At 44.2% G+C, this 25,260-nt stretch carries 20 protein-coding genes; 9 read left to right on the forward strand and 11 right to left on the reverse strand.

Annotated elements, in window-relative coordinates; genetic code table 11:
- The 3 genes from H6F93_RS00200 to H6F93_RS00210 all read left to right on the forward strand — a co-directional run.
- The coding region (locus H6F93_RS00200) for a hypothetical protein (RefSeq protein WP_199313393.1) at positions 1-412 on the forward strand (412 nt) is incomplete at its 5' end.
- A 331-nt stretch (positions 413-743) separates the two neighbouring features.
- Positions 744-1,139 (forward strand): hypothetical protein, encoded by a 396-nt coding sequence (locus tag H6F93_RS00205; protein ID WP_190678005.1) that lies wholly within the window; start codon positions 744-746, stop codon positions 1,137-1,139.
- 121 nt (positions 1,140-1,260) lie between these two features.
- Positions 1,261-1,704: a DUF1304 family protein gene (locus tag H6F93_RS00210; protein WP_190678008.1), complete on the forward strand. Its 444-nt coding sequence runs from the start codon at positions 1,261-1,263 to the stop codon at positions 1,702-1,704.
- A 906-nt stretch (positions 1,705-2,610) separates the two neighbouring features.
- Here H6F93_RS00210 and H6F93_RS00215 read toward each other — a convergent pair.
- The 6 genes from H6F93_RS00215 to H6F93_RS00240 all read right to left on the reverse strand — a co-directional run bounded on the left by H6F93_RS00215 (position 2,611) and on the right by H6F93_RS00240 (position 8,336).
- The gene (locus tag H6F93_RS00215; protein WP_190678011.1) at positions 2,611-3,891 is read right to left on the reverse strand and encodes a tachylectin-related carbohydrate-binding protein; all 1,281 of its coding nucleotides are present in this window, start codon (positions 3,889-3,891) and stop codon (positions 2,611-2,613) included.
- 423 nt (positions 3,892-4,314) lie between these two features.
- Entirely contained in the window at positions 4,315-4,518 is a 204-nt protein-coding gene (locus tag H6F93_RS00220; RefSeq protein ID WP_277882807.1) for a DUF4058 family protein, read from the reverse strand.
- A 17-nt stretch (positions 4,519-4,535) separates the two neighbouring features.
- A complete protein-coding gene (locus H6F93_RS00225; RefSeq protein ID WP_190678017.1) occupies positions 4,536-5,102 on the reverse strand; it encodes an IS630 family transposase in 567 nt (188 codons plus the stop codon).
- A complete protein-coding gene (locus H6F93_RS00230; protein WP_190678020.1) occupies positions 5,099-5,611 on the reverse strand; it encodes a helix-turn-helix domain-containing protein in 513 nt (170 codons plus the stop codon). The genes H6F93_RS00225 and H6F93_RS00230 overlap by 4 nt, the downstream gene beginning before the upstream one ends.
- Before the next feature lie 159 nt (positions 5,612-5,770).
- A complete protein-coding gene (locus H6F93_RS00235; protein ID WP_190678023.1) occupies positions 5,771-7,615 on the reverse strand; it encodes a site-specific integrase in 1,845 nt (614 codons plus the stop codon).
- A 508-nt stretch (positions 7,616-8,123) separates the two neighbouring features.
- On the reverse strand, positions 8,124-8,336 hold the full coding sequence (locus H6F93_RS00240) for a hypothetical protein (RefSeq protein ID WP_190678026.1): 213 nt from the start codon (positions 8,334-8,336) through the stop codon (positions 8,124-8,126).
- 1,207 nt (positions 8,337-9,543) lie between these two features.
- Here H6F93_RS00240 and H6F93_RS00245 point away from each other — a divergent pair.
- The 6 genes from H6F93_RS00245 to H6F93_RS00270 are packed head-to-tail and all read left to right on the forward strand — an operon-like array spanning position 9,544 to position 19,038.
- Positions 9,544-10,176: a caspase family protein gene (locus H6F93_RS00245; protein WP_190678029.1), complete on the forward strand. Its 633-nt coding sequence runs from the start codon at positions 9,544-9,546 to the stop codon at positions 10,174-10,176.
- Positions 10,177-10,199: 23 nt separating this feature from the next.
- The gene (locus tag H6F93_RS33210) at positions 10,200-10,340 is read left to right on the forward strand and encodes a hypothetical protein (protein ID WP_199313394.1); all 141 of its coding nucleotides are present in this window, start codon (positions 10,200-10,202) and stop codon (positions 10,338-10,340) included.
- A gap of 43 nt (positions 10,341-10,383) precedes the next feature.
- Positions 10,384-15,165, forward strand: coding sequence for a tetratricopeptide repeat protein (locus tag H6F93_RS00255; protein WP_190678032.1), 4,782 nt, complete (start codon positions 10,384-10,386; stop codon positions 15,163-15,165).
- 2 nt (positions 15,166-15,167) lie between these two features.
- A complete protein-coding gene (locus H6F93_RS34920; protein ID WP_190678036.1) occupies positions 15,168-16,316 on the forward strand; it encodes a CHAT domain-containing protein in 1,149 nt (382 codons plus the stop codon).
- On the forward strand, positions 16,313-17,089 hold the full coding sequence (locus tag H6F93_RS00265) for a hypothetical protein (protein ID WP_190678038.1): 777 nt from the start codon (positions 16,313-16,315) through the stop codon (positions 17,087-17,089). Before H6F93_RS34920 ends, H6F93_RS00265 begins: the two co-directional genes overlap by 4 nt.
- A complete protein-coding gene (locus H6F93_RS00270) occupies positions 17,086-19,038 on the forward strand; it encodes a ligand-binding sensor domain-containing protein (RefSeq protein ID WP_190678042.1) in 1,953 nt (650 codons plus the stop codon). The genes H6F93_RS00265 and H6F93_RS00270 overlap by 4 nt, the downstream gene beginning before the upstream one ends.
- Positions 19,039-19,178: 140 nt before the next feature.
- Here the strand turns inward: H6F93_RS00270 and H6F93_RS00275 are convergent, their stop codons facing one another.
- From H6F93_RS00275 to H6F93_RS35560, 5 genes are all read right to left on the reverse strand, one after another.
- Positions 19,179-23,162 carry a hypothetical protein gene (locus tag H6F93_RS00275; protein WP_190678045.1) on the reverse strand — a complete coding sequence of 1,328 codons (3,984 nt, stop codon included), beginning with the start codon at positions 23,160-23,162 and terminating at the stop codon, positions 19,179-19,181.
- A 68-nt stretch (positions 23,163-23,230) separates the two neighbouring features.
- Entirely contained in the window at positions 23,231-23,866 is a 636-nt protein-coding gene (locus H6F93_RS00280; RefSeq protein WP_190678048.1) for a hypothetical protein, read from the reverse strand.
- Positions 23,867-23,897: 31 nt separating this feature from the next.
- Positions 23,898-24,383, reverse strand: coding sequence for a hypothetical protein (locus tag H6F93_RS00285; RefSeq protein WP_190678051.1), 486 nt, complete (start codon positions 24,381-24,383; stop codon positions 23,898-23,900).
- Between the two features lie 367 nt (positions 24,384-24,750).
- The gene (locus H6F93_RS00290; RefSeq protein WP_190678054.1) at positions 24,751-24,945 is read right to left on the reverse strand and encodes an AAA family ATPase; all 195 of its coding nucleotides are present in this window, start codon (positions 24,943-24,945) and stop codon (positions 24,751-24,753) included.
- A 57-nt stretch (positions 24,946-25,002) separates the two neighbouring features.
- Positions 25,003-25,167 (reverse strand): DUF4058 family protein, encoded by a 165-nt coding sequence (locus H6F93_RS35560; protein WP_199313395.1) that lies wholly within the window; start codon positions 25,165-25,167, stop codon positions 25,003-25,005.
- Between the last annotated feature and the right edge of the window lie 93 nt (positions 25,168-25,260).

Below are 25,260 nucleotides of genomic sequence, written 5' to 3' on the forward strand. Positions count from 1 at the left end.
CTCTCGTGCCCAGGCATTGATGGCACTAGCAGAAAAACTACCTGAGGCACTTCCCAAAGCACTAGAAGCGGCTCTAGCCATTGAGTCTGAGTCCTCTCGTGCCCAGGCATTGACGGCACTGGCAGAAAAACTGACTCCAGACCTACTTCCCAAAGCGCTAGAAGCGGCTCAAGCCATTGAGTATGAGTACTATCGGGTTCGGGCATTGACGGCACTGGCTCTCCACCTAGTTAATGCCCCAAACTGCTTTAATCTTTGGAAAGATTTACTGCATTTTCTCTCATATCGAACTCGACCTGACTTGTTAAGCGACATAACAGCTCTGATGCCTGTAATTTTTTCTTTGGGTGGTAAAGCTGCTGCTACAGAAATAACTCAAGCTATTCAAAACGTAGCCAAGTGGTGGTCTTAGTGATGTCTAAAATGATTGCAGCTCAGTTAAAAGAAGCTCGCCTTCTCCAATATCCAACAACTAGCAGAAGGCTTTATTGATCGAACGTGGGTTCTTAATAAAATAGACCACTGGCTATAACAAAAAGACCAACGATTTTTGGTTATAGCTAGAGAGCAAGGAATCGAAAAAAAAGTGTGATAGCAGCTCACGTCATTCAAACTCACAAAGACATTTTTGCCTATCACTTCTCTCAAGCAGCAGAATTGGAAACCTTGAAACCGGGACGGTTTTTGCGATCACCCTTAAAACCTAAACAACTATAAGCATCTTAGAGCAAGAGGAATCTCAAATGACAATCTATGTAGCGAACGGCAATCCTATAATTGCTATGGTTCTAATGTCCCTTAGTACATTCAAAGGTTCGGCTCTCGTAGCATCATTTCAGAGTATCTCGCTATCTTTTGGTTCTGAAGAGGCGGCTAAAAATTTTGTTGAGGATGTTAGGTCTCTGGGCTGTCATCGATCAGGTCTTGAATTAAACAATGTTGTTGTTATTCCTGACTATGCTGGTAACGAAAATGCAGCAAGAGCTGTTTACCACGCTGTTAACTCTTACAAGAATCATTTAATTTCTGTAAACAAATTTGAAATATATCCCTTCCATGAAGAAGGAGACAAATTACTTAAAGACATTGAGCAGTACATTAAGGAACACTTCGGTTCAGATGCTATGACTGTGAAATAAAAGAATAGACTTTTTGGAAAATACTAGCAGAAAACGCTAAGCCGTCTACCAAGTGCAATGCAATCATTCTTCATTTTCGTATATCCGAAAAAGTAAACAAGATGAATGAAGAAAATACACGTTGAGCATAGAAGCCAACTTTAAAAGAAATGCCATGAAATATCTAAAAATTGTGACTACTGTTACTGTTGTTATTGTTGCTGCCATCCATGTTGTCATCTCAATTGTAGAGATGTTTTTCTGGCAAAATCCGTTAGTTTATCAAAGACTTGATTTCCCTGCTGATGTAGCTAACCAAGTTGTCCCAATTGTCCAAAATGCGGGTTTGTACAATGGCTTTATTGCATGCAGCGGGACTTATTTGGGCAGCTTTTGGCAAGAGCAATACTGTACGACTCCGGGTGTTTTTCCTGGTTTGCGTCATTATTGCTGGCATCTTTGGGGCATTGACTTTGAAATGGACAACGCTTGCTTTGCAAACCCTTCCTGGATGCGTAGCGATGGCTTTTGTCTGGTTCACACGCTCCCAGTTCAAGCTTCAGGATTGATTCGTTTTGTTACCTGAATTTGGGGTACAGCCGAGATACTTGCAAAATAAGACACGGCGTAAAGTTTTGTAAAGGTTATCCGAAATGACTTAAAGCAGGAACGCCTGAAGTGTTTGTTACTTAAGGCTTTCGCTTTTTGGGTTCTGTATGAGGGCAGAGTATAACTAATACTCTGCCCTCGTCAAGCTTGGTTGAATAGTCAGCCAATTTGAGGATGCTCTTGTGCTTACAAGCTTTCAAGGAGGCCATACAACAACTGATTTGTTACTTTTCTTAATCTCGTGTCCTCTTTTGCACGTATCTCGGCTTTACCCCCTTGGCACGTCAAGCATTCAACTGTTTCAACTGGCTGAAACGCTGTTGACATATCCACGGCTTCATAGTCGGCATAACAGTTATTGAACAAGTTTAGTAATATCTTAAACCTGGCGTTTGATATATTGCCAAAAAATCTAAAGGAATTGCAACAACATCTCAAAGTCGAACTGGAAAAATTAACGCCACCAATTCCGCATCAATTACTGGAAGGCATGATGTCTTATCAACCTTATCTGTAGTTGGCTTTTAGGGAATTGGGATGAGATCGCTTTTGGTAATTCCTAGAGATGAGTCAGAACTGCTTTGGGTTGGGACTACTCAGGGGCTGTATATGGGCAATTTTGACAACTAGGAGTCTGTACCTAGCCTTGAGAATGGAACGATTACAGCCTTAGCATGGGATGGCAACGGCAGCAGTTTTTGGCTGGAGAAAGATTTGGGGCGATTCCGCTGGTGAGTCAGAATAAAAGCTAGAAGATAGCCAATAAATTCAACGTTCCCAACAGTAGCTTAGGGGCAAATCGGGTGAATGCAATCGCCCTTTGGGCGATTGCGAAGCCAATCGCGATAGTCCAATAGATAAAGATGTTATCTACCCAACATCTTTATGGGTTAATCCCATAGATGATGCCGTTACTGGTAGCGAAGACAGACTTAAAAATTTGCCAGTCGGTTCCAACTTTATTGCCACCATTGCCACCTTTCCATAGCCCAGTGCCATCTTGCCAACCATCATGTTGATACCACTGCAAATCGCCTTTAGGCAGAATGCCATAGATGATGCCGTTACTGGTAGCGAAGACAGACTTAAAAATTTGCCAGTCGGTTCCAACTTTATTGCCACCATTGCCACCTTTCCATAGCCCAGTGCCATCTTGCCAACCATCATGTTGATACCACTGCAAATCGCCGTTAGGCAGAATGCCATAGATGATGCCGTTACTGGTAGCGAAGACAGACTTAAAAATTTGCCAGCCGGTTCCAACTTTATTGCCACCTTTCCATCTTCTTGTTCCGTCCTGCCAACCATCATGTTGGTACCATAGCAAATCGCCGTTAGGCAGAATGCCATAGACGATGCCGTCACTGGTAGCGAAAACAGACGTAAAGTCCTGCCAACCATTTCCAACTTTATTTGTACCTTTCCAGCGCCCAGTGCTATCTTGCCAACCGTCATGTTGATACCACAATAGATCACCTGTAAGGAAGGACTCATCAAATGGGTAAAGAATTTGAGCAAATTGCATGTCTGTTGCTGAAAGCTGTGTATTCCACCCAACAGAAAATCCGTCAGTTGTTAATTGTGCAGGAATTGCGTACAGCATGATCGAGTCGCGATCAAAATTTGAATATTGTGTTTCATCTTTACTGTCTGCTTGAAGCACATTCCTTACGGTTGTTTCTTCATCCCATCCATTAGTACGGCGGTAGTAGTCAATGACTGCGGATCGATTCCATTTGATGCCAGCTTCAGGATGCTTATGTTCATGAGTGAATCCAAGAGCATGACCAAACTCATGCAGCACAACTCTTGAATATTCTTCATCAGGTGAAGTAGGTGTTAGCCACCCAAAGTTCATTGTTGGTTCACTTCGAGCAACTTGCAAGGCACCCGTACCCAGCATAGACCAAGACCCCGATCGCGTAAATGAGATTCGGATTTCGGCGTCAGGATCATTGCCAAACCGAAACTTAATGTTGGCAAATTTACTCCATTGATGAGCAACTTGTTCGACCTTAGCGTGAATTATGGGATCTCCATCCAGGAAGCGGACTCGCAAAGTTTTACCAGTCTCCCATAGATATGGAATCATTCCTACAAGATAATAAAACTCATTAGCATCTGCAAATACTGGCACTGAACAAACCTTCATTTCATCAGTCATTTTCAATACTCCTAAAAACTCGAATGAAACTGTCTCTTAGCCAAAGCTATATTGTCAACTAGCTTGTGAAAAACAACTTCACTTTGCTAGTTACAGTTTTTCGGACAATAAAATCAACTACATCCTTCTTCATAAAAATTCCGGACTAATCCGAGTGCTAGTCCCGGCATCATTACCGATTCGTCTACCGTCATGCACATATCTGCAACGCAAAACTTAAACGTTGGATAACGCTTAGAAAGATGTAAGTCTCAGCAGATTTGCGTGACTTTTTGAATGGTCTGGTCTTTGTGGCGATTAGTGATCGTACTCCCTGCTGCCATCCTACGCTTCCATCAACGACTGCACCCATTGAAAATCACTTTCACTCAGTGGGGGAACACGCTGCACTGAATCATCAATCCCAAGATCTAAAGCTGCCTCCTAGTAAACCTGTCTCAAAATCTCAGATAAATTTACAACAGGTTCTTCATCTACTGACTGTAGAGGAACCAAGAATTTGGGAATCGATTCGCGCACATTAAACGGGTTGAGTTCAACTTCGGGACAGAGATTAGCTTGATTGACCAAAATGCAGGAGCCTGAGCGAATCGCTTCCGCCATTGGCATAAAGTTTCCCCTCCTCATCCCGAACTGATACCAATTTAAAAGGAGTTAACGACAGATAGGGCATCCAAGATGAAGGAATAACCTGTGATGGAAACAATCATTTCAGGTGTTAACTGCCCTAAGAGTTGATCCACTTTGGTTTGCAGTTGAGCCAGGGTTTGGAACGACGCCCACTTGAGGTTAGCCAAGAGATGTTCCCATAACCGTTCAATAGGATTTAGCTCTGGACAATAAGGTGGTTGAAACAACAAGATGACATTCTCTGGCACAATCAAGTTTTTGCCTGTGTGAAACCGTCCATTATCAACTTGAAGAATATTAAGACTATCTCGATAGGCTTTGGAAAACTCATCCAAGAACCGTTGATAGCACTGAGTATCAACATGAGAAAATTGTAGAAAAAACGATTCTCCCGTGGCCGGTTCTACAGCACCGTAGAGCCAGAATGCCTTAAACAACCATTGCCACTGTCCAATGGGTTTGACACCACAAGCTGTGATTAATCGTGTGCATAAGGTTTTCAGTCCGAAGCGAGTCTCATCTTGGGCAAAGTAACGAATCTGTCGTTGCTCCTGTCGCACCTGAAGATCATGTAGGCTCAACAGCTCAAGGTCATCGGCAAGGTTTTTTTAAATCCAGAGCGCTGTTCAGTATTTTGCTTGTAATTTTGCGGACGGGCAACCTTGAGTTTGGCTTTGAGTCGATAACGAGTCATCTGGTACACCGCATGATACTGGGCTTCTACCCCCAGAGTTTCCAAAAGCCATTGCTGTACTTGCCCATAGCTGCTAAATCCATGATGTGGGTCAAGTAAGCGTTTGGCTAACGTCGCTTCTGCCCATTGCGGAATCACTCGCACACCCCCAGGGGATTTCTTTATTTCCAGCATTGCTGCTACTCCCCCGTCTCGGTACTTCGATAACCATGTTTGGATAGTGCTGCGATGTTTCCCCAAGGCTTTGGCAATCGCACTGATACTAGGTGGATTATCTTGTTTGAGCCAGTAGAGCACTTGTAATCGTTCTTTGATGGTTGCTGTCTCGGCTTGACGCAACCGTTGAGTCAGATTGTCCAAACTTTCGGGCACGTCAATTGAGGTGACTCCAACCATTGCTAGAGAGGGGTAAACCGCGAGTCTCAGTTTACCACTTCTGTCGGGTATTCAATTTAAATTGGTATGACATTTCATTACAGTCAGAAAAACAGAAAAAAACCCCTGCATGGGTGTGCAGGGGAGAGCAAATTACGGTTGACCAGTAAAAGTTGAATCTTACTGGAAAGACTGCTTGACTAAATCCAGAACTGCCGATTGAATCGGGCGGTGCTTCTGAGCCGGACAACGGCGATCATAAATCGCCCGCAGAACCTGCGGACTGTGACCCATCGCATAAGCCAGAGAAGCAATGTCCGAGTCAGAAGCTCCGTTATCCAAAAAATGAGTCGCAAAAATGTCCCGCAGCAAGTGAGGAGTCAACCGCTGACCCGTTAAACCATGAGCAGCCGAGCTAATAAAGCTCGCCATACTATCCTCACCAAAAGGCGTGCCATTGTGCCGCACGAAAACGAATTCACCAATTGGGTCGAACTGCAAGCGACCCGGCCACAAACGGCCAACCTTCTGCGCGCCTGGATTGAAAGCAGCGCCACAGGAGCGCCAACTCCCGTCCGGCATTTTGTAATAGCCATAAAGCCATGTTTCCAAATAATCGTAGAAACAGCGACCGTCATCGAACTGCACATTAGGAATTTCCAACCCTTGGTGTCCGTAAGTCTTACCCGTTTTATAGGACTCTGGCGTTAAATCCTTGACCCAGTAGCCCTCCGGTGTTCTGTACAGATAACCGCAATTGCGGTCGCGGTTGCGACCCGTCGGCAGCGGCTGGTACAAACCGTCAGCCGGCACATCCGCAGGCCGCTTCACCGGGCACTCCAGAGCCATTTTTAACTCCCTCAACTCCTGTTGCCGCCGGGGTGGACTGTAGGTCAAACATCCCCAGAGCACGTAGCGCTGAAAGCTGTAAGTAATCGCCTTCAGAGACCTTTCAGTGCCGCACGCCAACTTTGGTTGGCACTCCAAGCGCAGCGGTTCAACAATTAATTTCAAAACTTCTGGCAAATCCAGCCACTTCTTATCCATATCCGCCACAGGGACGTGGTTTTTCAACTCCTTTGTTGCCAGTGACAGCCGTCGGCGCAACACCTCAACAGCCGGCACTTCCCTGTAATCCCTAGAAGTGATTTCATTGTGGTATTGAAACTTTGCCACCGCTAGCAGCGCACACAAGTAATTCTTGCGAGTGTGGGGGCTTCTAGCATTTCGTTCCTCGATCAAAAAGTTGCAAAATTCGCAGACCCAACAATCTGCATAATCCCCAACCTTAGCAGCCATTGCGGTCGCAGCTTCCTTAGAAGCCGCATACTTGAGTTCAACCGGCGGAACTAAGGTACTCAAAGACAGCTCTTGCAACGGTACTCCTCGGTGGTAGTGGAACCAGCCCAGCAAGTGAAAGAGCAAGCCAATTTGGTTACGGCAGGCTTTGGTTTTTACCGGGTCTTCTAACCTACCCGGCCAGTGGGCTGACGTGCGAAACTTGTAGAAATGTTCAGTTTCAGCTTTTAATTTCTCTGATACTTGCTCAGGTTGCAAGCCGTAAGGCGACAAGGCAGAACGGTTCGTCAATAGCGTCTTCGCCATCATTCCATAGCCACGACGACGGCGACCCCCACAGCAATCAACAGGTTTCTCAGGTAAGGTATTTCCCGGCCACCACACTTGCTGGCTGCACCAAGAAACAAGTTCCTTGAGCCGGCAGCGATAAACCTCCTGACTACTAGCAGAAGGTTGCAGCCGCTCAAAAACTTTTTCTTGAACTTCCAATGCAGTTGTAAATTGCTCAATGGTTATACCTTTTTTAAACGCCGTTGCCGCCTCTACTTCAACGCGCGTGGGCTTGCGGCCTTTGAAAGGATCTAAGCCCCATCCTGATAAAGTGTAACGGTTAATCGCTGTTTCAGTTTGAGCGATAATTTCTTGCGCTTTCTTTTGCAAGTGCTGACTCTGAATGTGAGTTGTATAAAGGCACAGAATATCGGCCAAAAACAGATTGCTTTTCATAGTTATAAGTCCTGGTTGGTGAAAACTTTAAAAGTTTAGGTCTTGTGCAAGTGCTACGCAGTCTTGAAAAGAGGCACGTCAAAAATTCCCTCTTGTTAAGATTATAGTAAAAACATCAGTAAATCATAATTTTACTGTGTTTATTATTATTAGCTTTAATTGGCTACAAGCCTTGTACTACAAGACTTGTAGCCATTACAATTCTGCTTATTTTATAAATAAGCTTGAAGCTATTTATAACCTCAAAAAAAGGAAAGCCATCCATAAGAGCTAATGCTTTGCTATACTTAAGAAGGTAGCAATTTGACACCGGCTTCCAGTCCCAACACTGGACAAAATCAGAAAAGTTTAGCTCTTGTTGAGGAGCTGGCCTTTGTAAGGTAGCGACTTTTACCTTAGACATTTGATAGTCAACATACTGGAGTGCGCTTCTAACAATAGAAAGATTCATGGTGCAATCACTGAGCCTAAATGATGTCTGGGTTGTGTAAAAAGCTTGGGTTTCTGATCAATGGTTAGTTTGAGTTGGAGGTTGCTCTTGTAGCTCTTCAAGTCCTCTAGCAAATTGCTCAATAAATTCTGAACGAGAAATGCCAGATTTTTTAGCATAAAAATCCAGTTTTTTGATAGCCGTTGGCGTCAGGCTAAAGGCGCAGGCTTTTTTGAGTTCGTCGTACATCTCTGGCTGATTTCGCATACTTTTATGTTTGGGTTTAGCCACGTCAAAATCTCCTTTCTGATTCGGTGAACAAACTTTCAATTGGATTCGACGTAAAAGTAGACAAAAAAAAAGGAGTTCGGGGGAACTCCTTGTAAAGGTTGTCATTTTATTTAATTATTGGTTGTCAAGCGTTGAAGAAATCAAGCGCTCGCCAGACCAGGTGAGTGTCGAAACTCTAGAGAAAGTTATGAGTGATAAGTTTGAATAGTAGTGCTTGCTTCTTTTGGTGCAGCCGGAGCTGGATACTTATAAGCTTTTATCTACTGCGAAATATTCTAGCACGGGCAATCAAATTCAACCACAATTTAAAAATTTTAAAAAATGATTTAGTTTTTAAGTACCTGCTAGATTGCCTTTAGCTCTTAATAAGAGCAGGATAGTGCTTGAACATTTAATTTTTAAGTTTCAGTCTGCTTTCCACCGTATCCACTTTACCTCAAGTCTCTTTTCATTTGCGAGAGCGCCTGATTCAAGCTAGCCCTATGGCTCCAGCCAATATAGCCGGCATAAATTATTCTGCCATCAGCTCTGCCGATGAAAATGGTTAGGATCTGATGATTCACCCCACTTTGATTTTGACCGTTCCGAAATTTCCGATATTAAGCATCTTCCTATTCTAGCTTTCCAGAAACTATGGAATTTGAATCATCCAGAGGCAAAACTTCCAGAAAAGGGTATTTATAATTCTGAAACTGAGCAACAACTAAATGAGCCTCCCATTGATGGTTTTCCCAAAGGTGATAAAGTATCCAACTAAATAAAAACTTATTGATTACTTAAATATGTCAAATTTTAACACGACTAAATCTTGGTCATTGGCATCAACGACTACAGCAACGGCCTTTCTTCACTCAAAACTGCCATCAGTGATGCGACAGAAATTGCCTACTTCCTCGAAGCCAAGCATCATTACAATTAATTTCAGTTTTGGTAGCCCAATTATTACGGCAGCTGATTCCAACACTGCTACATTCTGGAATAGAAATGGGTTAAACAGATTTTGCTCTGCCTTCAACTTACGCTAAAATCGCCTACTTTATAAGCTTTAAGTCAACTTTGCAAATGTTTTCGATTATCCGGATTCTAGATGCTTACAGTTCTATAGGTTATGAATGAAAATAAATAGAGGGGTGATTGCTTCACGTCGAGCTAGCTGAGTGAACTATTAGCCCTAGATGAGGCAACTCAAGCCCTAGTGAGGTCAGTAATGGCGTGGGATAACGATAGAACGAACTTCGAGCGCAATCTAGCAGTCGTCATCGGCATTGATCGTTACGACAGCAGGGGAATTCACAACCTGCAAACAGCCGTCAGCGACGCCAACGCCATTGCCAACCTGCTTCGAGATGAATATGGTTATAAGGACGAACACATTGTCCGTCTGTTCTCCCCTAAGAACGACGAAGCAACATTAAAGGCACTGAACCAGCCCTATCGTCCAGCTACACTTGATGAACTCCGGATATTACTTACTGACACTCTCCCGAATCACCTGAAACCAACTCCGGCAGACCGTTTGCTCTTTTACTTTGCAGGTCATGGGATTCCTAGCAACAGTAAGGATGGTCCGGCAGGCTATCTAGTTCCTCAGACGGCCCAACAGGGGAATCCTGATTCTTTCCTGTCGATGCGCGAACTGCATGACGCGCTGAAAGAGCTGGAGTGCCACCACCTGCTGGTCATTTTGGACTGTTGCTATGCAAGTACATTTCGCTGGGCAAGCAGCAGAAAAGCGATTCCCATTCTAGAGACAGTTCACTGCCGGATTTGGTTGCAGCAGCGTTCGCTAAGGTGTTCTATGAGTTCTTCCTGCGGGGGCTGGTGGTGGTGGATGAGGTGACGGGGGAGAAAGCGATTAGACTGATGACAATTGGGGAGGCTCTGCAGGCAACTCGTTTGTATTTTTTGAGGGAATATAACAATCCGTTGGGGCTTGCTTATGGGCTTTATAGTCTGGCGCATTATCGGTTGGGCAGAGTGCCAGCTAAAGGACTTCTGGTTTAATAACTTTCTTTTAACTCAAATTGTCACCTAAAAACTTACGAATATGACAGGAAATAGTCCTATAAATAACAGTGGCGGCGATTACAGAATCATAGCGGGTAGGGATTTAAGAGGAGCCTATAGTCAAGGTTCCAAACATTACAACACATCTGAACAAGAAAATTTAGCCGAGGCTGCCGGAGAAATTCAACAACTTCTCAATCAATTTGAGCAGTTACACCCAACTTTCACTACGGCTGAGAAAATAGCTGTGGCAACAGAAGTCATTCAGCACATTGAGAGTAACCCGACTTTGAAAGCACGTTTACTCAATGTTTTGGAAGTAAGTGGCATTCAAGCCTTAGAGCAAGCACTAAATCATCCTACAGCTAGCTTTGTAATTGCCGCGTTACAAGGTTGGCAAAAATTGGACGACCCCAAATATAGTTCATCATCTGACATTGAACTAGGTTTTTTAGCTGAAATTCTGCAAGCAATCCAGGATAGTGATGGCAATGCTCAAGAGCTGTATCCAATTTTGGAATCTAACCTGGATAAGCTGGACGACACCTTAACTCAACAATTGCATATTTGGGCAATAACAATCATACCCAAATTAACGCGAAATGAAGTACAATGCACCGCAGCAAATATTGCTAATTTTAGTACCATTATTCGTCAGTTTCCACTAGGTAATAAGGATTGCAATATAGAAATTGCTATTGTTGGCTATGAGATAGTTGCTCAAGTCTTTACCCGCGAAGCCTTCCCTGAACAATGGGCAATGCTCCGCAACAATTTAGGTGTAGCCTACCTTGACCGTATTCGAGGAATCAAAGCAGAAAATATAGAACTAGCAATCGCCTGTTTCCAAGCTGCCTTAGCAGTTTACACCCGCGAGACGTTTCCTACCGACTGGGCAAAGATTCAAAACAATCTGGGTACTGCCTACAGTAACCGCATTTGGGGCGAAAGGGCAGAAAATTTGGAACAAACGATCACTTGTTTCCAGGCGGCTTTACAGGTTTACACTCGCGAATCATCTCCTCGAGAGTGGGCAGAAACCCTAATTAACCTGGGTAATACTTACCAAGCTTTGGAGCAATATCAGCAGGCGCTTGCTTACTATCAGCAGTCGTTACAGGTTATACAGGAAATCGGTGATCGCTACTCTCAAGCAAGGATCTATAGTCAGTTGGGAAATATTAACCATGCCTTGCAAGATTACGAAGTAGCACAGCATAACTATCAACAAGCTTTGCAAATTTGTATTGAGCATGGTGAGCGTTATCTCCAAGCTGACATTTACTATCAGTTAGGATTGGTCGCCCAAGACTTGAGAGATTTTGGGAAAGCAAGGTACAGCTACAGACAAGCGCTGGAAATATTCACTGAATTTAATGATCGCTTAAAGCAAGGAAAAACTCTTGAACAGTTTGGGGATGTTTACATTAATCTGGGTAAGTATTCAGAGGCGTTAGATTATCATCAGCAAGCTTTAAGTATTTTCAGAGAAATCGGAGAAAATCAAGGTGAAGCCACATCACTAGCAAGTCTAGGGCGTGTTTACCAGTCCTTGGGACAACATAACCGAGCGATTGATAACTATCAGCAAGCTCTGGCTGTCACGGAAAAACTTGGAGATGCAGGAAATAGAAACAAGGTACTGATTGAACTCATACAACTCTGTACTCACCTAGGAGAGTTTGCTCAAGCTTTAGTAGTATCTGAGGGCATAGACAATGAGTATCAGAGAACAGAAGTTATGAGCTACATAACTCAAGATCTGCTTCAAATAGAAAACTATGACCAAGCTTTAGCTACAGCACAGGCAATCCCGGATAAACAGAAACGGCTAGAAGTACTGACGAGGGTTGTCGAGGTGGTAAGCAGATTGGAGGATGATCGCGCTGATAAACTGCTAACACTACTCCATAATGACTCTGATGAAAGAGTATGCCAGTTAGTTAGGCTATACATTAGAGAACCTGCGACACCAGTTGCCTCGAACAAAAGTATCTGGAAATACGTACAAACTTTCATAGGGCATTCAGATCTAGTTCGCTCTGTGGCAATTAGTCCTGATGGTCAGATACTTGCTAGCAGTAGTGTTGATAAGACGATCAAGCTTTGGAATTTGGAGACTGGCGAACTACTTTACACCCTTGAGGGACACTCCAGTGCAGTTATATCCGTTGCCTTCAGTCCCGATGGGACAACCCTTGCTAGTGCCAGTAACCTGGCAGTTGGAGACGGCAACATCAAACTGTGGAATGTTGAGACAGGAACGTTACAGCAATCGCTTGGCAAAGGATTGCTCAGTTTTCGTGTTAGCTGCGTCACCTTTAGCCCAGACGGGCAAGCTCTTGCTAGTGGAAACATTGATGCCACGATTAAGCTATGGCAATTGAACAGTGGCAAAGTGCATAGCACTCTGAAAGGGCATGGGTGGGATGTCAATTCAGTTGCCTTTAGCCGTGATGGCCAAATCCTCGTCAGTGGAAGTTTGGATGGTGCCATCAAAATATGGAATTGGCGCACAAGGGAATTACTACACACCCTGAATCGACCCTCACCTTCAGACTTAATTGGTTCGTGGGTGTCCTGGTTCGATTCCTCTGTTGGGGCAATTTGGTCTGTGGCTATCAGTCCTGACGGACAGATGATTGCTAGTGGTGGTTCCGATCAACCAATTATGTTATGGAATGCTGGCACTGGAAAATTGGTGCGTACTCTCACGGAACACTCAGGTACAGTTTTTTGTGTTACGTTTAGCCCCAATGGGAAGCTCCTTGCCAGTGGTGGTGATGACAATACACTGAGGATTTGGAATTATCAGACTGGAGAACTGCTTCAAACACTAAGGCATTTAGGTCCAGTTCATTGTGTTGCTTTCAGGTCTGATAGTCAAACTCTAGTCAGTGGCAGTGCAGATACGACTATCAAGGTTTGGTCAAGCACTCGTCGAAAACTAGTTCTGCTATCGACTGCAATCCGCAGATATGTATCTTTGAGCGTGTCACCCAAGAGAGTTCAAGTTGGCAGAGTTTCTGAAGTTTCTGTACGTTTGAGTGATTCCGAGAATGGCGACAACAGTTATTTACTTGAATTCCCACGTAATGAAGCTATGGGAGGCGAACTCAATATAATCCTCAATGCCTCCGGTTTTCAGTTTGATGGTGACAATACTGCAAGTTTGCCTCTCGATCTCAAGGCTGGAAGTGAGATATCCTTCCAACTGCCCATACAAACTGCTCACTTCCGCCTAACAGCACTTAGACCCGGTACAGCCACAATAACAGCCGAACTCTACCGTGGAGATACTTTCGAGACAAATCTAGAAGCCAAGGTACAAGTTACGGGATTTGACGAAGCTAGCTTCATTCCTAAGCGGCTCACAACCCAACCCCGTCCTGTCCCTCAACCCAACTTCATCCTCCGAGTACAAACTGTTTGGAATGAAACCAATTCAGCCTGTAGGTTCCACTATCAGCTCAGAAGCTTCCGGTTACCATCGCTGTTTCCAGGAGAGACAAACTATCACTCAGAAACACTATCCAGTAATTGGATAGGGCAAATGCGAGGGTTGTTGGGAACTACACTCGAAAACCTATCTGATGCCCTCCCTGAAGACGGGCGATCTCATCTCACCTCCCTCGGTCAGTACCTATTTCAGCACCTACTCCCACGCGAACTCCAAACCGACTTCCGCAGTCTTATCCCGCGTGAGCGCACCTTCACTCTTCTAATCCTCGCTGACCAAGATGCCTCGCTACCTTGGGAACTCTTGCACGACGGTCAACAATTTTTGAGTGATCGCTTCATTATCGGACGCTGGTTCTGGGAATTGAACGACACCAGACCCCACGAATTTCCAGTTGGTGCAATCAACGTCGCCCACTACGCCGATGTTGAACAACCCGAACTGTGGGCTGCCCTGCTGGAACCTCCCGGTGCGTCTCCCCCATTGCCCTTACCAGAAGGCGTACTGAGCAATCTCGACTCAACCGAAGCGATGCGGGGTCTGCATTTAATCCGCTACAGCCAGTCATCAGATGCCACAAACCGCCGCAACGCACCCGTAACTCTGGATGATACCAACAACGCACAGGACATTGAACGCCAAATGCGTCCAGCCAAGCTTAACTTGCGTCGCAATCGACCCTTGGTTAGCTTGGGTTACGTCAGACGCAGTTTACCAGAATTGACAACCTTAGAACAAACTTGGGCTTCAGCCTTCATCTGCGCCGGATGTAGCGCCTTTACTGGCTCCCTCTGGGCAGTCGATCCAGCCGTCGAAGCTGCCTTTATTAGCGGCTTCTACAACCGTCTTTGGACTGGTGATTCCTTGGGTGAAGCGTTCCATGCCAGCCGCCAGCTAGCGCGTGCTGTTGCCCCTGATTCCCTCGACTGGCTAGCCTACGTTCTGTTTGGCGATCCAATGGCGCGTCCCTACCGTCCCGTCGAAGGCAAAGGCTATGCTGTGGTTGAACCGATTGGTCGAGAAATCGATGAACCTTTGCCTCCAGGTGTTCCCGTCCGCTTCCGTCTCAGCCTGCGTCGCACCCCTCCCGTATGGCACGAGGAACGAGTGATAGAAGTTGCCGAAAACCTTACCTTTGAAAACTTGCAAGCTCATGTCAAAACCTTCGGTTTACAGGTTACTCCAGATTCCGTGATCGCTATGAGTTTGGCTCCCACCGGAAACTATTTAGGTTGGTTTACCCTAGTCGCCCCTCCAGAAATGGTAGGTAACTCTGCCTTGGTGCAAGTTTTCTTAATGGATGGAATGCAGCCCATTCACAGCCTAATGTTCTCGCTGAATATCGAGAATGAGGGGAGCTGAGCGTGGGAGGTATTAGCAGTTCGATTCCGGCACAATCCGAATTTTTCCCCTTAGATATTCTAATTACAGAAAACGATTACCGCATTAGTATTAATGATTTTTCTAGAACGGCAACAGACACAGTATTGCTAGATTTTACTAAAAATGTCTTGCAGACGTTTAAAGAAATCGAAAGAACGATTAATAGAAATAAGCAGTTACAGCTAACTACAGAAGAATGCAAAGACTATTTAATTAAGTTAGCGAAATGGGGGCGACGAGCTTATCAAGAATTCTTTAATGAAGATGCCCAAAAAGCTACCTTCCAGTATTCTCCACTAATGAAGTTTGCTCCCATCTTTGTTTCCAAGTTGGTTCCTTTTCCTTGGGAAGTTCTCTATGAGGGAGAATACCAAAAAGGCGACTCGGAAATGTTCTGGGGCTTCCGCTATCCCATTGCTCGTAACCTCGCTCCCGGTAAACTTTCTCCACAAGAGCAAGTTTTACCGTTAGATATGCTGTTTTGCTTGCATCACAGACTCCAGCAAGCTCATCGCCAAGAACGACCGGAAATCGAAAAAGTAGTTAGAACTCTTGGTAAATTCTACTTACTGCAATTAACGAAAGGACTGCAAAAATTAGATGGTGAAGCATTAGTCACCCACCTCTATCAAACTCAGCACAACATCCTTCATTTTGCCTGCCACTGTCGCCCTTGTAAGCAATATGAAGGTGAGGTTGATGCTTTACTTATCTCCCTCATTGAAGATGAAAACAAGGCTCAAGAAATTGAATTAGAAACCTATAATTTTAGCGATGTCATTGGTAGCTTCCAGTGTCAGCCCTTAATTTTCCTCAATGCTTGCCAGTCAGCAGGTGGTGTCGATGAATTGAGGAAGACCTTCAACCTACCTGCAAAGTTCATTCAGCACGGTGCTGCTGCCGTAATTGCTACTGCCTGCCCAGTCCCCGATTTATTTGCTGCTGCCTTTGCTAAAGTTTTCTATAACTTCTTCATCGGCGAAAAGATGATGATTGGCAAGGCACTGTATCAGACCCGTCGCCATTTTCTAGAAGAGTACAATAACCCCTTGGGGCTTGCCTACGGTCTCTATAGCTCTCCTTACTATCGAATCGCCCAATCTCCCGCCGGAATGAGGGTCGCTCGATGACTAACTCTGCATCTACAATTACTCAAACTGAGGTCGATGCCTTACTAAGGCAACTGCAAGAACTGCGCCAGCAGATTGCGCTCGCACGGGAAATGATTGCACCACTAGAAACGAATCTGGCAGAGGTTTACGACGAATTCCAGGTAGTTGTCGGCGGGTTGCGTCGCCACTCCATGCGCCTCCAAGCAGAAATTGCCACGCTTCGCGCCCAAATTGACCGCTTCACTCACGACCAAGACGACACCCTGGAGCAGGATGAGAGCAATGAGAAATTACTCTATGTCAAGGAGGAAGAAACAGCAGACTCTGCCTCGGTAGACCCTGAAGCCGTTGAGAAAGATATGCTGCTAGAGCATCTGTTCCGCGTCTTAGACCCGATGGTGAACGATGAGGATGGTGAGTTACTGGCGAATCTCCAGGGATTATGCAGTGACACCACTGCCAGTCTGGCTGATGTCTTGGAAGAGTTACCTTGGGGCTTAGTTTGGACAACGCGCAGCTTACAAGAGAACATAGCCGACCAACACCGCCGTCTCGCCATTTGGGAACAAGCGCTCAAGCGGCAGATGGAGAACTTAAACCGAGCCACCGAGCGTTTGAAGAAAGACCAACGCTACGGATTGTGGCAGCAGCGCGAAAAAGGCACCGATTACTGGCGCACCTTTCTCAATCAATGTATCGAGCAGCAGCAAGACCAAAATTACGAATTACAAGCTGAGTTGGATAGCCTCAGAGAAGAGTGGGAGCGGATAACCAGCACGAGTAACCTATGAGCAGCCAAGACTACCGACTTGACTTACCCGTGCCAGTAGGTGGTGAGGACTTACCTATCCCCGTCGCTGATGCGGGACCGCAGGAGGAAAAGGCACGCGATAAGGCTCATTTAGAGTGGTCTAACCTGGCGAGTCAACGGCATATTCGAGATTTAACCGTAGACCCAGTTCAGGGGGATTTGTGGCTGGCAACAGGAGGTGGAGTGCTGCACTGGCAGTTGGAGGAAAACCGCTTCACCCGCTACGCCAGCGAACATGGTTTACCGGGTAACTCAGTGGTGGCGGTAGCGGTAGATGGGTTGGGGCAAGTTTGGGCAGCTAGTGAGCAGTTCGGACTCAGCTACCTGAAAAACGATATTTGGCGACCCTACCGCATTCTAGGGGAAATAAAGGTGAGCTGCCTCACCCTAGATTCTACCGGACGGCTTTGGGTTGGCACGGCTAGCGGCATCTATGCCATCCATAGTCCAGACCGCAAACCCGCGATCGAGCTACCCCCTGCTGGTCATCCTCCTAGAGCAATGGCGATCGCAAACGACAATGATATTTGGCTGTGCAATGCTCAAGGTGTCTATCATTTCCAAGACTCTCGCTGGGTACGCTCCAGCGATAGCGTCCAACCGGATATCATAACCCTTGCTCGTCAGGGTGAGAACCTCTGGTTAGGCACGTTCAGAGGACTGGTGCGAATTGACTTGACAACAGGCAAACCGCACCCCATTGATAATAGAACCCAAGGCGAAGTAACTGCTCTGGCTCTCACATCTCAAGGAGTTTGGGCAGCTTGTGGGGGACGAGTGGGTTTAGCAACGGTAGCAGGCTGGACACCCCTTGGAGAAAAGCGGCTCAACACTCCCATCACCAGCTTGGCAGCAGCAAGTGATGATGAAGTGTGGATTGGCACTCACGACGGACTGTTACGGGGTGGAACAGAAGGGATACGCCTGCATTTAACTGATACTCCCCCTGATGTGATTGGCTTGCCTTCGGGCGATTGGCTTCGCCACCAGCCAAAGGCTGATCGCTCTCCCGCCACGTTCAGCAATTTAGTTCAGGCGCTATCCGTGCAGCAATTGGCAGAGCGTTCTATCTTATGGATTGGGACTGCTCGCGGTCTATTTCGTTTAGACCTGTTTGCAGAGAATTGGCGGCGCTACGGTCGGTTGGGGACGCAGGATATTCGAGCTATTGTCACAAATCCAGACCAAGAGACGGTTTGGGTTGCCAGTTGGTCTAGCGGTTTGCATGGCTTAAAACAGCAAACTGAACTGGAAGCCACGCCCAAAGTTTCTGAACCTATACTGGCGATAACTACTGGAACTTCCCAGTGTTGGGCAGTTGGGTTAGATGGTCTCTATCAATACAAAGATTCAGCCTGGGTACAGGTAATTCCTGTTAAAGAATTGCCTGTGAGGGGGTGGCTGCAAGCTGTTGCCCAAGCCGCTACAGACCAAGTTTGGTTGGGGACTTCAGCCGGATTGTTGGTCTACAATCCCGATACTGGGCAACTAACGACAGTCAGTGGCACTTTAGGTAGTGCTGATGTGCGATCGCTTTTGGTAATTCCCAAAGATGAGTCAGAACTGCTCTGGGTTGGGACTACTCAAGGGCTGTATCTGGGCAAGTTCGACAACTGGGAGCCTGTAACCGATCTGGAGAATCGAACGATTACAGCCTTGGTATGGGATGGCAATACCAGCAGTTTATGGGTTGGGACAGATTTGGGGCTATTCCGCGTGGTGAGTCAGGATAATGGCTGGAAGATAGCCAATGAATTCAACATCCACAATAGTGGCTTAGGCGCAAATCGAGTGAATGCGATCACCCTTTGGGCGGTGGCGAAGCCAATCGCAATTAGTAGGGGTGAGACTGGCGAGACAAACTTGTGGGTAGGTACGCCTTGCGGATTGAGTTGTTACAGCTATAACGCCATAGTAAGGCAAAATTAGAGCGCTATTCATGTCAAAGCCAGAAGGCTTAGAATAGATTCAAGAAGCTGTAATGGTTTGCGGGCGCTTGTCACCCCTCTAAAAGAGAAGTTAAAGCTCATCACGAAGAACGAGAATAATTCATAGATGCTAGACAAACTTTATATTTTAGGAAAAGGTAGCTTCTTAATAAAATCATCAAGCGGCGAGTTATCCATAGAAACCGAGGGCACAGAGATTGTTGTTAAAATTGGCAAGCTTTGCAAGGTTTTGTCAACTTCACTAGCTGGAAAGCCTGCTCCAACTAAAGCAGATTGAACAGCAGAGACATCTGGAACAACAGCAGATAACAAAATATTTGATATTTGAGGTAGATCGAGGTTATAGACGTTCTTCAATAACTTGGTAACGTCAGCCGTCTCAACGCCTAAGATCCATTTAAGAGTACTAGCAACCTCACTGATATTAGTAACCTGAAGTAACTGGTTAGCAATCCATTCAGAACTCATGCCAAACGAATCTTTCCAAAACCTCGCGATGTCAGCAGACCAGAAATTGAACTTATTTTGCAATATTTTAGTAATGGTTGAGGGATCTACTCCATTACGTCGCAGTAACTGAGCTATATCTGTTGCAGTTAGATGATAGACGTTAGCCCATATATCGGTAATTTCAGTGGGACTAATACCCAGACTGTTTAAGAATGTAGCTGTAATTGTAGAAGTGTCAGCAATATAAAGTAGTTGGTTGGCAATCCATGCTGAGTCTAAATCGAAGTTATCCCGCCAAAGTCGAGCAATGTTATTGGAATCGAGTCCAAAAACATCTTTCCATGCCTTTGTGATGAAACTTTCATCACCACCTAATGTTCCCTTCCATAAATTTGCAACTTCGACTGCTTCTAGTCCAAACGTATTTTTCCAAATTGCTATGATTGTATTAGGCTCTACCTGAATACCTAACAACAGGTTTGCTACACCCGTCGCATCAATGTTATACGTATTTCTCCATAAGCCAGCAATATCAACTGGGCTAAAGTTGAACTGGTCTTTAAGAACAGCAGTAATAAAACCAGTATCAGTAATGTTAAGTAACTGATTGGCAACCCAGCCACCATCCTTGCTAAAGCTGTCTCGCCAAAGTGTAGAAATATCAGTAGGTGCAAGCCCAAAAACATCTTTCCAAGCTTTTGTAACAACACTTTCATCAAAACCAAAGCCAAAAAGACCGAAAGCAAAATTGCTTATCCATAGATTAGCAATTTCAATAACACCTAAATCAAAGATGTCTTTCCAGGCTTTTGTAATTGCAGCATCATCAAATACAACATATCGTAGAATATTGGCAACACCTACAGCATCTAAATTAAAAGAGCTTTTCAATAAGTTTGCAATTTCATTTGAGTTAAGGGCATAAACATTCTTCCAAATTCTTGCCAGCCCCTCCTTGAAGTCACCTTCAAAGGTAAATTCAAAGAATTCCTGCCAATACTGGGCGAATTGCATTGGGTCAAGGCTAAAGCTCTCTTTCAATAGCGTCACTATAGCATCTCGTTCACCTAATATTTTAAGAATCAGAGCCGGGTTTGTAATATTAAAGGATTCTTTTAGCAAGGTAAAAACTTTTTTATCGTCCAATCTAAAACCATAAGCCCAGACACTTGCTACATCTTGGAATACTCGCACAGAATCTTCCCCATCTAGGACGAACTTTGCAGCCTCTATCGGATCTACTGAAGCAAGATCAATAATTATTTTTGGATCTTCAATAATTCCAACAGGTCCTAAATTACTTAATATGACAGCGCGTGTCCAGGTTCGCCGATCTTTAAAGCCTTGAAGCACTTTATCAAATAACTTTGACTTAACACTTTCCAGAACAGAAGCCAGCGAGGTCAACTTCTGCTCCATCTTAATTTCTAGAAATTCTAAATTTCCAAGAAATGGAAAGAAGCAAGAACCTTTAATACTGCCTGAAAAATTGTCATTAAAGTAAAGAGCGTCAAAAGTTCCATCAAAGCTTGCTTTGATGTTAACTCTGCCTAAACTCGGTCCTCCCGACGTAATCTGAATAGGTCCTACCTTCTCATCAAAACTAATGTTAAATTTGCTGCTCAGTTTCAGATTATCTAACGAAGAAACTGAAGACTCTAAATCAAACTTGGCTTGCCTAAAAGCTGCTTGTTCAAGCCTTATCAAAAGCCCAGATTTATCAAGTGAAGTATCAACCGTAGTTGACAAACCTAGCAAAGATACCATACCTGAAATTCTCAAGTAGGGCGATTTAGTAGTATCAAGCGTAATGAAGGGTGGTCCATCTTCAGTCGCGTTAGAGATTGTTAGTACATCCTCAACATCCACCTTCTTGTTTAAAGAGCCATGAGCATAAATTCCTTTTGTCGGATCAACACGTATGTCAAGGAGCGCTTCAAGTCCAAAGGTGTTTAAAGTTCCTTTAAGAGTTAGTCCCGGCTCAAATCTTATCCCAGCAATCGTCTCTCCAAGAGGATTAGGAACAATACTAATCTTGGCATCAGAAACACTGATGTCAATCAAGTCATCAGGTAGCATGCCCTGTAAGTCAACTCGCGGATCAACTAAAAATTTGGCAATTTCAACTACTGTTAACTCTCCTTTAAGACTGCCATAAAGCAGCGTAGGCATACTACCACTAAGTTTACAAGCCATTTCAATAGTTTCTTCAGCAGTGCTTATGCTTCCATAAACACCATATTGAGGTGGTGGTCCTGAGGACATTTCAAATGCAACTTCATTAATTGTTGGCATTCCTGAAATTCCAAATGGCTCAACCCAGGGTTCTTTGGTTTTTACATAAAAAGCAACACCAGCAGGCATCACGTTAACCGCTCCTTCAAATATAGGAAGATCTGTTGAATTGCCTGGAACTTTTACCTCAGCAACACAGGACAGCCGAATAGAAAGAGGATTTGTCGGCTCAATAATTAAAGAGGATTTATCAAGGAACAGTACAGTCGGTATAACCTCTTTGCGATCACCCAAATTAGCACTCACAGCGGGAATTACTGTATCTTTAGGAAGTGCAAGTGAGAGTGGCATTTCTTTAATTCCAATCAGATCTGCAACGAAGTTTAATCCAACAGCATCGAGCTTAAGAGCCGATGAAAGATTAAATCCTTCACTGAGGAAGTTTTTAGTTAAAGCGCCGCTAAAATCTGGAACTTCAAATTCGTCACTTACGGATGAAATACTAACTGTTACCGAAGAAATATTCAGTTCATCAAGAGGCTTTAATACGTCTGCAATTTGCGAGAATTTCAGACTGTCAGGGGTAAGAATCAGAGCACTCTCCCACTTTTCACTTACTTTTTGGACTAAAATTTTTATCTCACCAAAGTCAGAATGATTGCAACGTCCTGTAAAGCTAGGAGATGATTCGTTGAGGTTTATCAGGAACTCAGTATCAGGAAGATTAATAGAAGGGAAACCCTTAGGAAGGGTTAAAAGATTGCCATTCAAATATTCCAAAAGTTCAAATAGTTCCAGCGAATTAAGAACACCCGTTATCGAGAGATCAGACTTTAAGGCTCCCGAAATAGTTGCGCTTGCATTAGCGATTTTTGTAGTACCCTGAATTTCACCAGATGTAATTCCACCTGGCTCTCCATTGACTATAACAAGCAGATCACTTACCTCAAGCTGAGAAATACCCAAAGAAAATCTCCAGGTATCCTGAATAAAAATACTAATTTTGAAATTATTTGTGTTAGTTGCAAAGTTTGTATTAAAATTTTTAACAGAAAATCCATTAATTTGGTCAATAGAGATTTCATTAAAATGACTGATTAGATTAGATAGTATTAGTTGACCACCTTCTACTAATCTACCAGAAACCTCAACAGATGTATTATCTTCTCCATCTTCCAAGAAAATAATATTTAGGGAAGTTTTCACCCCAAAAACAAAACTGCTACCCGCAATTTTAACCTGTGATTCTGATGAAGATACTAAAGTTTGCTCTAATATTAATGGCAGTTTTTCAAAGACTTTACTAAAGGAATCAAATATATCTAATTCATTGAGCAATTCTTCATTAAAGGCAAGCTCATTAGAAAACGTTATCGATTTCCTGATCTTTTCCTCAATCTGCCTAATCTTCTCACTCATTTTTTACAACTCACAATTATGAGAGCTAACAGCATTCTGTTGAACTTGAATTTATAAGGCTTTAGTTTTCAGGGCGAGACCTCTATTCTGAGAGATGCGGGACGAATTGCACAGCCTTTTAACTCAAGCGCTTTACTTAATCCTTCTAATAAAGAAGTCCAAGTTTGCCTTTGCAAAGGATCACCAACTTTGCCAATTGCTGTGTTTGGTCTTGAAACACCTCTCGTATAGAAAAGAATAGATTGATCGCTATTCACTTCAAATCCAAATTCACGAGAACCATTTTCCGGATGCGAACCCGTCTTTTCTATCTCGATCGTTGATAGAGTGAATGCGCTGGGGCTAATTTCAGATATAATAACTGAGCCATTGTCAGGTCCAATAATATCAATGTGAATTACTGCACCAAGAGCAGGGTCAGAGCTTAATTTGTCAAACTCACACAACCTATTGAATGATTCATTGTTCACTGTTTCATTCATATCTTTAGCTAAAGACACAATTATGCTTTCAGGCTTCACGTCGTTTGCCATCCTATCAACAACGAACGAGTATTCATCTCTTACTGTTTCCCCAAAACCGTCTTTAAGCCTCTGGAGTTTTGCCTGTGCTTTCTCAAGAAGTTTAATAAAATCAGGAGCAGTTGCCCAAGCCTCTTTCTCTAGCCTTTCATGAGTTTTCTTTGCTGATTCAGAAAATGTCATAATTCCTTTGTTAGTAGAGACATTAATTGAACTAATTGCTTGTAATTATGAATGCACCTACCGTTCCAATTGGCATCCCACCCAGTTCTACATCAGGACGAGCATCAGAACCACGAACAGCCAATACAGAACCCTGAATCCTTACAACTTTGTCATCTTTGCCACGGAATGCCCATCCTACAAGTGTATAAAAGGCTCCTTTTGCTGGAACAGTATCTTTTACTTCTCCAGTCGCTTCAAATCTTGCTGAGTCAGTTCCTTCTTCTACTGACGCTTTCACATCTAATCGTATTTCTCCAACCTGAGTAGGAAAAATGAGAGACCCTACAGCAGTAGGTTTACTTATATCAATACTATCCTCTAGATAAAGATGTCCTTGCGCCCATCTCTTTGCAGTAACAGTAGAACCAGGAGGAGTAGCTTCTTCAGATTTGGTAGGTAATACCAGAAAGCTTTCATAAGTCCAGTTTTTCATCCCGAATTGAGGAGTCCAAATTGTGCTTGTACCGCTTGTCATCAACAGTCACCTCATAACTACCTGCTAAGCTAACCCATAAAAGGGAATTTAGCCTAATCTCCATATAACTGCCTTGTCAGTCGGACAAGGTCAGGAAAAGTCGGAATAAAGTCAGATACGCTCTGTAAGTCATCCCTCAATTACGCCTCTAGACAGTGCGTAGTCATCTAGCGATCGCCCCTCGCCCAAGACTCCTTACTTCATACAAGGGTTTGAAAACTGATTATTTGGCTTGCAGCTAATTACAACGTTTGTTTACGGCGATCCGGATAAATTATCGTAAATCCTACAGTTTTCACTCAGCCTTTGCACACTTGGCGATCGCAGTCCACCATCACTTTAAGGTGTAGTTACCTAAGCGGCGAAGTCACCCCCACTGCTTGGCTTTAAAACCTTGCTTGCGGTAGGGCTGGAGAACACCAATAGCCAAATGTAAGCCTTGAATAATACTGCTCTTGCCTGAGTTATTGGCACCAACAAGAACATTGATGCCATCAAGGTCAAATAACGCATCGTTTATCCTTTTGAAGCGTTGTATTCTTACTGACTGAAGTGAACTCATGCAAGATTGTAGCTATAAATATATATTGTGCTGATATAGATGAATACACGGAAATTTTCAGTGTATCGTCCAGTGAAGGGGAAACTCTTTCAGCCTAACACCCCTTTCAAAGGGAAACAGATTGAGTGATGGCGCTAGTTCGACAATCAGCCAGGAGTGAACCTCCGACCACAAAGAAGGATTTTCCAGATAAGGGTTCATCCCTGGAAAACTCGGTGTCATAATCGCAATAGAAGGAATGAGAAAACGGACGATGCAAAAAGATGTGCTCCATCCCTACTATATCTATACGTTTTTCCTAGCGCAGGAAAGCAA

The organism is Leptolyngbya sp. FACHB-671 (genome assembly GCF_014695745.1).
In the GTDB taxonomy this organism is placed as follows: domain Bacteria; phylum Cyanobacteriota; class Cyanobacteriia; order Elainellales; family Elainellaceae; genus JAAUTN01.

What these genes read in the sequence shown, in the direction of transcription:
- H6F93_RS00265 (WP_190678038.1), top strand. Translation starts at nt 16,313, where the DNA reads ATGACTAACTCTGCATCTACAATTACTCAAACTGAGGTCGATGCCTTA.
- H6F93_RS00290 (WP_190678054.1), bottom strand. Translation starts at nt 24,945, where the DNA reads ATGAGTTCACTTCAGTCAGTAAGAATACAACGCTTCAAAAGGATAAAC.
- H6F93_RS00270 (WP_190678042.1), top strand. Translation starts at nt 17,086, where the DNA reads ATGAGCAGCCAAGACTACCGACTTGACTTACCCGTGCCAGTAGGTGGT.
- H6F93_RS00215 (WP_190678011.1), bottom strand. Translation starts at nt 3,891, where the DNA reads ATGACTGATGAAATGAAGGTTTGTTCAGTGCCAGTATTTGCAGATGCT.
- H6F93_RS35560 (WP_199313395.1), bottom strand. Translation starts at nt 25,167, where the DNA reads ATGACACCGAGTTTTCCAGGGATGAACCCTTATCTGGAAAATCCTTCT.
- H6F93_RS00230 (WP_190678020.1), bottom strand. Translation starts at nt 5,611, where the DNA reads ATGGTTGGAGTCACCTCAATTGACGTGCCCGAAAGTTTGGACAATCTG.
- H6F93_RS00205 (WP_190678005.1), top strand. Translation starts at nt 744, where the DNA reads ATGACAATCTATGTAGCGAACGGCAATCCTATAATTGCTATGGTTCTA.
- H6F93_RS00275 (WP_190678045.1), bottom strand. Translation starts at nt 23,162, where the DNA reads ATGAGTGAGAAGATTAGGCAGATTGAGGAAAAGATCAGGAAATCGATA.
- H6F93_RS33210 (WP_199313394.1), top strand. Translation starts at nt 10,200, where the DNA reads ATGACAATTGGGGAGGCTCTGCAGGCAACTCGTTTGTATTTTTTGAGG.
- H6F93_RS00245 (WP_190678029.1), top strand. Translation starts at nt 9,544, where the DNA reads ATGGCGTGGGATAACGATAGAACGAACTTCGAGCGCAATCTAGCAGTC.
- H6F93_RS00235 (WP_190678023.1), bottom strand. Translation starts at nt 7,615, where the DNA reads ATGAAAAGCAATCTGTTTTTGGCCGATATTCTGTGCCTTTATACAACT.
- H6F93_RS00285 (WP_190678051.1), bottom strand. Translation starts at nt 24,383, where the DNA reads ATGACAAGCGGTACAAGCACAATTTGGACTCCTCAATTCGGGATGAAA.
- H6F93_RS00255 (WP_190678032.1), top strand. Translation starts at nt 10,384, where the DNA reads ATGACAGGAAATAGTCCTATAAATAACAGTGGCGGCGATTACAGAATC.
- H6F93_RS00280 (WP_190678048.1), bottom strand. Translation starts at nt 23,866, where the DNA reads ATGACATTTTCTGAATCAGCAAAGAAAACTCATGAAAGGCTAGAGAAA.
- H6F93_RS00220 (WP_277882807.1), bottom strand. Translation starts at nt 4,518, where the DNA reads ATGAGGAGGGGAAACTTTATGCCAATGGCGGAAGCGATTCGCTCAGGC.